Source organism: Nocardia wallacei (assembly GCF_029868745.1).
In the GTDB taxonomy this organism is placed as follows: Bacteria; Actinomycetota; Actinomycetes; order Mycobacteriales; family Mycobacteriaceae; genus Nocardia; species Nocardia wallacei_B.
The window spans coordinates 20,312-29,297 of sequence record NZ_JARWOP010000063.1; the positions used below are offsets into that span (position 1 = coordinate 20,312).

Consider the following 8,986-nt stretch of genomic DNA (forward strand, 5'->3'; position numbering starts at 1 on the left):
GGGCATATGACCGCACCGAGTGCCTCGACTCGCGCGGCGCGTCCGAATGTCGCGTTGGCGACCGTTACCGCGGTGCTGTTCGTGACGTTTCTGGATACCACCATCGTCAGTGTGACCCTCGGCGATATTCAGTCCGATCTGCACGCGGGCGTGGTGTCGTTGCAGTGGGTGGTCAACGCGTACACGCTGGTGTTCGCGAGTTTGATGCTGACCGCCGGCACGCTCGGGGATCGATGGGGGCGCAAGCGCGTGATGGTGGCGGGCCTGGTGGTGTTCTGTGTCGGCTCGGTGCTGTCGGCGACCGCGACCAGTGTGGCCGTGCTGATCGCCGGGCGCGGGGTGATGGGGTTGGGTGCGGCTGCCTCGGAGCCCGGCACGCTGTCGGTGCTGCGGCACATCTATCCCGACCGCGGCGCTCGCGCCAAGGCGCTGGGCGCGTGGGCGGCGGTGTCCGGGCTGGCGCTGGCGGCCGGGCCGGTGATCGGCGGGCTGCTCGTCGGCGCGTTCGGCTGGCAATCGATCTTCTGGTTCAACCTGATCGTCGGCGTCCTCGTGCTGGCGGCCGCGCTCCGGTACGTGCCGGAGAGCGCCGACCCGCAACCGGGACCGGTCGACTGGGCCGGATTCGTCCTGGGCGCGACGTTTCTCGGCTGCGTCATCTACGCGGGCATCTCGGGGGAGGAGGTGGGCTACGCCGCGCCCTCGGTGATCGCGCTGTTCGTGCTCGGCGGCGTCGCGTTCCTCGGGTTCCTGGTGGTCGAAACGCGTGCGCGCAACCCGATGTTCGACTTCCGCTATCTGCGGTTGCCGATGGTGCGCAGCGCGCTGATCGTGGCGTTCGCCGTGTACTTCGGCATCTTCTCGATCTTCTTCTTCACCGCGCTGTACCTGCAGGAGGTCATCGGCTACTCGGGTTGGCGCACCGCCGCCCTGTTCGCCCCGATGGCCGTCGCGATCATCCTGGGTTCGCTGCTCGCCGGGTTCTGGGTGGCGCTGCGCGGATCGCGCGCCCCGATGGTCACCGGCTGCGTGCTCGGCGCCGCGGGCATCCTGCTGGCCCGCGAATGCCTGGGCGTCACAGTGGAATTCACCCCGCTCGCGCTGGCGCTGATGGTTGCCGGGCTGGGCTTCGGCATCGCGGTGGTCCCGCTGACCTCCGCGGTGCTGTCCGGGGTGCCCGCCGAGCACTCGGGCATGGCCGCCGCCGCGACCAACACCATGCGCCAGGTCGGCGCGGTGGTCGGCGTCGCGGCGCTGGGCTCGCTGGTCAACTCGTTCCTCGACGACGATCTGGTGCGGCGGTTGAACGAACTGGACATACCGGCGAACTTCCAGGCGATCGTCATCGACGCGATCAAGACCGGCAACGTGCCGGAGGGCGGCGATCCGTCCGCGTCGGCGGCGTACGGCCCGATCGTCGATCAGGTCATCCACGCCACCTACGCCGCCTTCCATCGCGGATTGGATGTGGCCCTGCTGGTTTCGGGCGTTATGATTCTTGTTGCTGCCCTGCTGACGGTGCTGTCGGCGTATCGTGCGGGGGACCGGTCGGGGTACGAGTACGAGAGCTGAACACCCCGCGGCACCGGCGCCACGCGCGGTCCGGTGGCGTCGATGTGCCCAATTCTGGTGCTTCGCGCGCGGTGGGCTTAATGTTGAAGCCTCGCTGTCACTTTCGGAGCCGCCATGCCACCCCTCGGTCGTCCCCAGACCTCGTTGTTGCGACATGTCCCCCGCCTGCGCGGGCCGGGTCGGATTCTGCTGCTGATCAGCGCGTTGCTGCTGGCAGCGGGCACCGTGGCGACGCCCGCGAGCGCCGCCGGACAGGTGCGGATCTATCCGGGCATGGCCATCAAGACCTCGGGTCAGGTGTGTTCGGTCGGGCTGCTCGGTCATATCGGCGACGTCAAGTACGCGATCACGGCGGGCCACTGCTTCGAGGCCGGGGCGCAGGTGCGCGACGAGGACGGCCGCCGCATCGGCGCCTACGAGCAGGGCGTGCCCGACGGCGACGTGGACAACCTCGGCTTCGCCATGGTGCGGCTGGCCGACAATGTCGTCGTCTCGGCCAAGACCGACGAGGTGGCGATCGCCGCGGTCGACAGCGATCCGGCGGTGGGTCAGCGGGTGTGCAAGGAGGGCACGCGCACCGGAACCACCTGCGGCACCATCAGCAATATCGCCGACACCCACATGCGCACCACCTTCACCGTCGACCACGGCGATTCCGGCGGCATCGTCTACAGCCCGACCAGCTACGGCATGGGGCTGTTCGTCGGCATCGTGGTCGGTACGGGCGCCGACTTCACCCTCGTGCAGCCGGCCGTGCGACTCGGTGACATGATCCGCCGCCGCGGCCCCGACGGCTCGGACGACTTCCGCTGGTACGTCGCCCCCAAATGATCAGGGGCGCAGCGTGATCAGGGGCGCAGTGCCTCGGTCAACAGCGGATTGAGCGCCAGCGCCGGTAGCGATTCGACCAGCATGTCGATCAGCTGGTCGCGGGTGATGGTGTCGTGGCGCAGCCAGCTCAGCGTCGTCTCCTCCACGAAGGCGACCCAGCCGCGCACCGCCAGCCGCAGCCGCGGCTGATCCGGATCCTCGATCGGGATCGGCGCCTCGGCCAGGATGCGATCGACGATGGCGCCGCGCGTCTGGTCGACCAGCGCCATCAACTCCGGGCTGGAGCTGGCCGGTCCGCGCAGCAGGGCGAGGTACGAGGTGCGGTTCTCGCTCACGTAGTCGACGTAGCGCTGCACCGCGTCGCGCAGCATCTCGAACAGCGGCAGGTCGGGATCGGGTGCGGTGCGCGACAGCAGTTCGGCGTTGGCGCGCCGCGCGATCGCGAGATGGAAGTCCTGCTTGGACGGGAAGTAGTGGAACAGCAGGCCCCGCGAGATGCCGGCCCGCTCGGCGATGTCGCCGATGGCGATGTCCTCGAGGGCACGGTCGGCGAGCATCTTCACACCCAGCGCGATCAGCTGCTCCCGGCGCTCGTCCGGGCTCAGGCGTACCCGCTTGCTGTTCTCACCAGGTCCTCTGCTCACGGCACCATCCTACTGAACGTGAGTCAATACTGTTGACTCCTGCTCAATAACCCCTTACGCTCGGGTACATGAGTCGCAAGGTTACAGACAAAGGCGTCGACCGGACTGCCCGTCATGTACACGTTCTGATCGTCGGCAGCGGGTTCTCGGGTCTGGGCTTGGCGATCCGGCTCAGCCAGCAGGGTCGCGACGACTACCTGGTGATCGAGCGTGGCAGCGATGTCGGTGGCACCTGGCGCGACAACACCTATCCGGGCGCGGCCTGCGATGTGCCGTCGCAGCTGTACTCCTACTCCTTCGCGCTGAACCCGGAGTGGTCGCGCTCGTTCTCCAAGCAGCCGGAGATCCAGCGCTACATCCGGAGCGTCGCGGACCGCTACGGCGTGCGCGACAAGCACGTCTTCGACTGCGATATGACCGGCGCTCGCTGGAACGACGCCGACGCGCGCTGGGAGGTGCAGACCTCCAAGGGCTCCTTCACCGCCGACATCCTGGTCTCCGCGGTCGGCGCGCTGTGCGAGCCGAACCTGCCGGATATCAAGGGCATCAACGACTTCCAGGGCAAGATCTTCCACTCCGCGCGCTGGGACCACGACGCCGACCTGACCGGCAAGCGGGTCGCGGTGATCGGCACCGGCGCCTCGGCGATCCAGATCGTGCCCGCGATCGCGCGGCAGGTCGCGCACCTCGACGTCTACCAGCGCACCGCGCCGTGGCTGCTGCCGCGCATCGACCGCCCGTACACGCTGCCCGAGCGACTGGCGTTCAAGCATGTGCCGGGCGTGCAGAAGCTCTCGCGGGCCGCCATCTACGCCGCGCGCGAAACCCAGGTGGTCGGCCTGGCCAAGTTCCCGCCCGCGATGCGGGTGCTGGAGGCGATCGCGCGGGCCAAGCTGGCCTACGAGGTCCGCGACCCGGAGCTGCGCCGCAAGGTCACCCCGAACTTCCGGATCGGCTGCAAGCGCATGCTGATCTCCAACGAGTACTACCCGGCGCTGGGCCGCGACAACGTCGACCTGGTCACCGACGGCATCGAGGAGATCCGCGCGGGCTCGATCGTCACCACCGACGGCACCGAGCGCGAGATCGACGCGCTGGTCGTGGCGACGGGCTTCCACGTCACCGACTCGCCCGCCTACGAGGTCGTCGCCGGTCGCGACGGCCGCACGCTCGCCGAGGTCTTCGACACCTCCGGCCAGCAGGGTTACAAGGGTGCGGCGATCGCCAACTTCCCCAACATGTTCTTCCTGCTCGGCCCGAACGTGGGCCTGGGCCACACCTCGATGGTGTACATGATCGAGTCGCAGATCGCCTACGTCGCCGACGCGATCGCCACCGTCGAGCGGCTGGGCCTGCGCACGGTCGAGGTGCGAAAGGACGTGCAGGACAAGTTCAATCGGGAGCTGCAGGGCAAGCTGGTCGGCAGCGTCTGGAACACCGGCGGCTGCGCCAGCTGGTACCTGGACAAGCACGGCAACAACACCACGCTGTGGCCTGATTTCACCTTCCGCTTCCGTAAACTGCTGGAAAAGTTCGACGTGTCGGCGTACGACACCTCCAGAAATGCCGACGGGGCCGCTCGGTCCGATCTGAAAGTGGTGGCTACATCGTGAGCAACGACGCTTACTTCCGGGGCAAGGTTTGTGTGATCACGGGCGCGGGGTCGGGTATCGGCCGCGCCCTGGCCGAGAACCTGGCCCGCCGCGGCGCGAAACTCGCGCTGTCCGACATCGATAACGACGGGCTCGCCGAAACCGTCCGGCGCTGTGAGGCTTTGGGCGCACAGGTGAAGTCCGACCGGCTCAACGTCGCCGAGCGCGAGGCCGTACTGCTGTACGCCGACGAGGTGAAGAAGCACTTCGGCGTGGTGCATCAGGTGTACAACAACGCCGGCATCGCCTTCCACGGCGAGGTGGCCGACTCCCAGTTCAAGGACATCGAGCGCATCATGGATGTCGATTTCTGGGGAGTTGTCAACGGCACCAAGGCATTCCTGCCGCTGCTGATCGAGTCGGGCGAGGGGCACGTGGTGAACGTGTCCAGCCTGTTCGGCCTGATCGCGGTGCCGGGTCAGAGTGCTTACAACGCGGCGAAATTCGCGGTGCGCGGCTTCACCGAGTCACTGCGCCAAGAGATGCTGGCCCGCCGTCATCCGGTCAAGGTCACCTGCGTGCATCCCGGCGGCATCAAGACCGCGGTGGCGCGCAACGCGACCTACGCCGAGGGCATCGACGCGAAACAGTTCGCCTCGTTCTTCGACAAGAAGCTGGCGATGCACTCCCCGGAGATGGCCGCGCAGACCATCACCGAGGGCGTGCGCAAGGGCCACGGCCGGGTGCTGATCGGCTGGGAGGCCAAGGCGCTGGATCTGTTCGTCCGCACCACCGGTTCCTACTACCAGCGCATCGCGAACCTGGTGAACAGCCGGTTCCTCCCCTGATCGCATGAAAGTTCCTGCCATGCCTGCTGTTTCGCTGCCGCTGCCGATCGCCCGCGCGGTACTGCATCCGGTTTTCCGGTACTCCATGCACCACCGTCTGCCCTGGCAGTTGCAGCGGGTGCTGCTGGATGCCGGGTCGGTCCTGCAGGTGCTGCCCGGTGGCACTCGGGTGCACCGGATGACCCTGGGCGGACGTCCGACCGAGCGGGTCACCGTCGCGGCGGACGAGACCACGGCGACCGCTCCCGGCGCGCGGCCGGTGGCGGTGCTGTACCTGCACGGCGGCGGCTACACCGTCGGGTCGGCGGCGACGCACCGTTCGCTGGTGGCGCACCTGGCGCGGGAGCTGCGGTGCCCGGTCTACGTACCGGAGTACCGGCTGGCGCCCGAGCATCCGTACCCGGCCGCCCTCGACGATGCCGAGGCGGCTTTCCTGGAATTGGTGTCGTCCGGACTGCGGCCGGAAGACATTGCGGTGTCCGGTGATTCGGCCGGCGGCGGGCTGTCGCTGGCGCTCGCGCTGCGGTTGCGCGACGAGCACGGCATCGCTCCCGCGGCGCTGGGCCTGATCGCGCCGTGGGCCGATCCCAATCAGGTCCCCGACCGTGCGCGGGATCTGGTCATCAACAAGGCGTGGTCGCGCGCCTGCGCCGCCGCCTATCGGGGCGACGCCGACGGCCTCGATCCCGGCTACGCGCCGCTGTTGGGCGGCCTGCGCGGCCTGCCGCCGACCTACATCCAGGTCGACGCGGGCGAACTGCTGCACGAGCAGTGCGTGCGGCTGGTGGCGGCGTTGGAGCGGGTGGGCGTGCCGACCCGGTTCAGCGTCACTCGCGGGCTGTGGCACGTCGCGCAACTGCAGGCCTCGCTGGTCGGACCCGCCGCGGCGGCGACGCGCGAGCTGGCCGGTTTCCTCGGCGAATCGCTGCGAGCAGCGCAAACACGGTCCATAGGATAGAACTCGGGCGGTCTACCGGCTCGCGCGCACGCGGCGGGGAGGCGGGCGGGTGCGGCCGTCCCGAGTGGCGTAAATTACCGGTGAGTAAACCACGTGGAAGGGCACCGATGCGAGAGTTCGAGGTCCCGGCGACCTACACCATCCCCGAGGACGCCAATATGTCCGACGGCGCGTTCCGGCATGCCGAACGCACACCGGGACTGGTGGTGTTCAACCGGCCCGACGGTCAGGGCGGGTGGACCGATGTGACCGCGGCCGAGTTCGCCGAGGCCGTCACGGCCGTGGCGAAGGGCCTGGTCGCCGCCGGGATCGAACTGGGCGACCGGGTCGGCATCCTGGCGTCCACGCAGTACGAGTGGGTCGTGCTGGACTTCGCCATCTGGGCCGCCGGCGGCTGCACCGTCGCCATCTACGACAGCTCCTCGGCCGAGCAGGCCCGCTGGATCCTCGCGGATTCGGCGACCAAACTGCTCGTGGTCGAGAAGGCCGCGCACCGCGCCACCATCACCGAGATCGAGTCCGGCCTGCCGGAACTGCGCGAGGTGCTGCAACTGGACGACGGCGCGATCGATGCCCTGATCGCCCGCGGCAAGGATCTCGACGACCAGGTCGTGCACGACCGGCGCGCGCAGGTGAAGGCGGCCTCTCCGGCGACGCTGATCTACACCTCAGGCACCACCGGCCGTCCCAAGGGCGTCATGCTCTCGCACGCGAACCTCTACGCCGAGTCGGCCGCCGACCGGTCGGCGATGCAGGAATTCCTGCGGCCGGGCCGCCGCTCGCTGCTGTTCCTGCCGCTGGCGCACGTCTTCGCCCGCGCGGTGGCGCTCGCCGCGTTCGACGCCGGGGTCACCGTCGCGCACACCGCCGACTGGTCGACGCTGGTCGAGCAGTTCGGCCAGTACAAGCCTGATTTCATCCTGTCGGTGCCGCGCGTGTTCGAGAAGGTCTTCAACGGCGCCAAGCAGAAGGCGCACGACGGTGGCAAGGGCAAGATCTTCGACGCCGCCGCCGAGACGGCCATCGCCTACAGCGAGGCGCACGAAAAGGGCGGCGCCGGACTGGGTCTCAAGCTCAAGCACGCCGTCTTCGACAAGCTGGTGTACGGCAAGCTGCGCGAGGCGATGGGCGGGCGCTGCGAGACCGCGGTCTCCGGCGGCGGTCCGCTGGGCGCGCGCCTCGGGCACTTCTTCCGCGGCGCGGGCGTCATCATCTACGAGGGCTACGGTCTCACCGAGAGCACCGCCGCGGTGTCGGTGAACACCCCCGAGCATGTCCGCATCGGTTCGGTCGGCCGCCCGCTGCCCGGGCACGCGGCCAAGATCGCCGAGGACGGCGAGCTGTTGCTGCGCGGACCGGTCGTGTTCGGCGGCTACTGGAACAACCCGACCGCGACCGAGGACGCCTTCGCCGACGGCTGGTTCAAGACCGGCGATCTGGGCGCGCTGGACGCCGACGGTTTCATCACCATCACCGGCCGCAAGAAGGAAATCATCGTCACCGCCGGCGGCAAGAACGTGTCCCCGGCCCTGCTGGAGGATTCGCTGCGGGCGCATCCCCTGATCAGCCAGGTGATGGTGGTCGGTGACGGCAAGCCGTTCATCGCGGCCCTGGTGACCCTCGACCCGGAGGCGCTGCCGGGCTGGAAGGAGCGCAAGGGCCTGCCCGCCGATCTGACGATCGAGAAGCTGATCGAGCTGCCGGAGCTGAAGGCCGACGTGGACGCCGCGGTCGCCGACACCAACAAGCTGGTGTCGCATGCGGAGCAGATCAAGAAGATCCGCATCCTGCCGGTCGACTGGACGCAGGAGACCGGCGAGCTGACGCCGAAGATGTCACTGAAGCGGGCCGTGGTCATGAAGAACCACGCGGCCGACGTGGAGGCCATCTACAACGGCTGAACCGATGAATTCCGACCGTGGCCGTCGTCCTACCTAGGACGGCGGCCACTGCCGTCGGTCCGGCCACGTTCTCATTCGAGGAGGCAACCCGTGACGGCTGTGAATCCCTATCTGATCTTCAACGGCAACGCCGAGGAGGCGTTCACCTTCTACCGGTCCGTGCTGGGCGGCGAGCTACAGCTCATCCGCTTCAGCGAGATGGGCGACGGCGGCAATCTGCCCGACGAGGCGAAGAATCTGATCGCCCACGCCGCCCTGCCGCTGCGCGGCACCGACCACCTGCTCATGGCGTCCGACGCCCCGCCGGGAGAAACGGTCAACACCGCCAACCCGGGTTACGCGGTCTCGCTCGAGGTCGACACCCGCGAGGAGGCCGAGCGCATCTTCCGGGAACTGTCGGCGGGCGGCGAGGTGACCATGCCGATCGGCAAAACAGAGTGGGCCGAGCTGTTCGGCATGGCGACCGACAAGTTCGCGGTGCCGTGGATGGTGGGCTACACGGCCGCCGAGTAGTCGCGTGGAAGGCGCTGTGCGGCGACGGGTGTCGCGGGCAGCGCTACGGGGCAGAAGTCGTGCCGTATGGCAATCCACAACCGCGCGAGCAGCGGCCCCCCCGGCCCCGCGTGCCCCAAGTCCAGGG

The 8,986-nt window shown here is 68.6% G+C and carries 8 protein-coding genes; 7 read left to right on the forward strand and 1 reads right to left on the reverse strand.

All coding sequences use genetic code 11. The annotated features are described in order from the left end of the window. Positions 1–6: 6 nt before the first annotated feature. Together QH470_RS03920 and QH470_RS03925 are read left to right on the forward strand one after the other, a co-directional pair. The gene (locus QH470_RS03920) at positions 7–1,572 is read left to right on the forward strand and encodes an MFS transporter (protein WP_280270859.1); all 1,566 of its coding nucleotides are present in this window, start codon (positions 7–9) and stop codon (positions 1,570–1,572) included. A gap of 114 nt (positions 1,573–1,686) precedes the next feature. Then, the gene (locus QH470_RS03925; protein WP_280270860.1) at positions 1,687–2,403 is read left to right on the forward strand and encodes a chymotrypsin family serine protease; all 717 of its coding nucleotides are present in this window, start codon (positions 1,687–1,689) and stop codon (positions 2,401–2,403) included. Between the two features lie 17 nt (positions 2,404–2,420). Here QH470_RS03925 and QH470_RS03930 read toward each other — a convergent pair whose 3' ends face one another. Next, positions 2,421–3,047: a TetR/AcrR family transcriptional regulator gene (locus QH470_RS03930; protein WP_280270861.1), complete on the reverse strand. Its 627-nt coding sequence runs from the start codon at positions 3,045–3,047 to the stop codon at positions 2,421–2,423. Positions 3,048–3,115: 68 nt separating this feature from the next. On the opposite strand from QH470_RS03930, the gene QH470_RS03935 reads away from it, so the two are divergent. The 5 genes from QH470_RS03935 (at position 3,116) to QH470_RS03955 (ending at position 8,859) form a co-directional block, all read left to right on the forward strand. Beyond that, positions 3,116–4,660, forward strand: a complete 1,545-nt coding sequence (locus QH470_RS03935; RefSeq protein WP_280270862.1) for a flavin-containing monooxygenase — start codon at positions 3,116–3,118, stop codon at positions 4,658–4,660. Next, the gene (locus tag QH470_RS03940) at positions 4,657–5,487 is read left to right on the forward strand and encodes an SDR family NAD(P)-dependent oxidoreductase (RefSeq protein WP_280270863.1); all 831 of its coding nucleotides are present in this window, start codon (positions 4,657–4,659) and stop codon (positions 5,485–5,487) included. The genes QH470_RS03935 and QH470_RS03940 overlap by 4 nt, the downstream gene beginning before the upstream one ends. Positions 5,488–5,506: 19 nt before the next feature. Continuing rightward, positions 5,507–6,445, forward strand: coding sequence for an alpha/beta hydrolase (locus QH470_RS03945; RefSeq protein WP_280270864.1), 939 nt, complete (start codon positions 5,507–5,509; stop codon positions 6,443–6,445). Between the two features lie 107 nt (positions 6,446–6,552). Then, positions 6,553–8,346, forward strand: coding sequence for an AMP-dependent synthetase/ligase (locus tag QH470_RS03950; RefSeq protein ID WP_280270865.1), 1,794 nt, complete (start codon positions 6,553–6,555; stop codon positions 8,344–8,346). Between the two features lie 90 nt (positions 8,347–8,436). Then, positions 8,437–8,859: a VOC family protein gene (locus tag QH470_RS03955; RefSeq protein ID WP_280270866.1), complete on the forward strand. Its 423-nt coding sequence runs from the start codon at positions 8,437–8,439 to the stop codon at positions 8,857–8,859. Positions 8,860–8,986 lie beyond the last annotated feature (127 nt).

What these genes read in the sequence shown, in the direction of transcription:
- QH470_RS03935 (WP_280270862.1), top strand. Translation starts at nt 3,116, where the DNA reads ATGAGTCGCAAGGTTACAGACAAAGGCGTCGACCGGACTGCCCGTCAT.
- QH470_RS03945 (WP_280270864.1), top strand. Translation starts at nt 5,507, where the DNA reads ATGCCTGCTGTTTCGCTGCCGCTGCCGATCGCCCGCGCGGTACTGCAT.
- QH470_RS03925 (WP_280270860.1), top strand. Translation starts at nt 1,687, where the DNA reads ATGCCACCCCTCGGTCGTCCCCAGACCTCGTTGTTGCGACATGTCCCC.
- QH470_RS03920 (WP_280270859.1), top strand. Translation starts at nt 7, where the DNA reads ATGACCGCACCGAGTGCCTCGACTCGCGCGGCGCGTCCGAATGTCGCG.
- QH470_RS03950 (WP_280270865.1), top strand. Translation starts at nt 6,553, where the DNA reads ATGCGAGAGTTCGAGGTCCCGGCGACCTACACCATCCCCGAGGACGCC.